1 protein-coding gene is annotated in these 683 nt (G+C 65.4%); it reads right to left on the reverse strand.

From position 1 onward, the window contains the following. A partial coding sequence (locus AC628_RS41515) for a HAMP domain-containing protein (RefSeq protein ID WP_143202112.1) occupies positions 1-683 on the reverse strand: 683 nt, incomplete at both ends.

A 683-nucleotide genomic window follows, 5' to 3' on the forward strand; every position in this document is an offset into this window, starting at 1 on the left:
CGGCACCTCGGCCTGGCCGCCGAGCTTGCCGTCGGTGCCGACCTCGCGCGCCACGCGCGTCACTTCGCCGGCGAAGGCGTTGAGCTGGTCCACCATTGTGTTGAGCGTCTCCTTCAGCTGAAGGATTTCGCCGGACACATTCACCGTGATCTTCTTCGACAGGTCGCCCTTCGCAACCGCGGTCGCGACCTCCGCGATGTTGCGGACTTGCGCCGTCAGGTTCGAGGCCATCGAGTTGACGCTGTCGGTCAGGTCTTTCCACGTACCGGCGACGCCGCGCACCTCAGCCTGGCCGCCGAGCTTGCCTTCGGTGCCAACCTCGCGCGCCACGCGCGTGACTTCGCCGGCGAAGGCATTGAGCTGGTCCACCATCGTGTTGATGGTGTCCTTCAGCTCGAGGATCTCGCCGCGCACGTCCACCGTGATCTTCTTCGACAGGTCGCCATTGGCAACCGCTGTCGTGACGCCGGCGATGTTGCGGACCTGCGCGGTCAGGTTCGACGCCATGAAGTTGACGTTGTCGGTCAGGTCCTTCCAGGTGCCGGCGACGCCGAGCACGTTGGCCTGGCCGCCGAGCTTGCCTTCGGTGCCGACCTCGCGCGCCACGCGCGTCACTTCCGAGGCGAAGGCGTTGAGCTGGTCGACCATCGTATTGAGCGTTTCCTTCAGCTGAAGGATCTCGC

This window comes from Bradyrhizobium sp. NAS96.2 (assembly GCF_001908235.1).
In the GTDB taxonomy this organism is placed as follows: Bacteria; Pseudomonadota; Alphaproteobacteria; order Rhizobiales; family Xanthobacteraceae; genus Bradyrhizobium.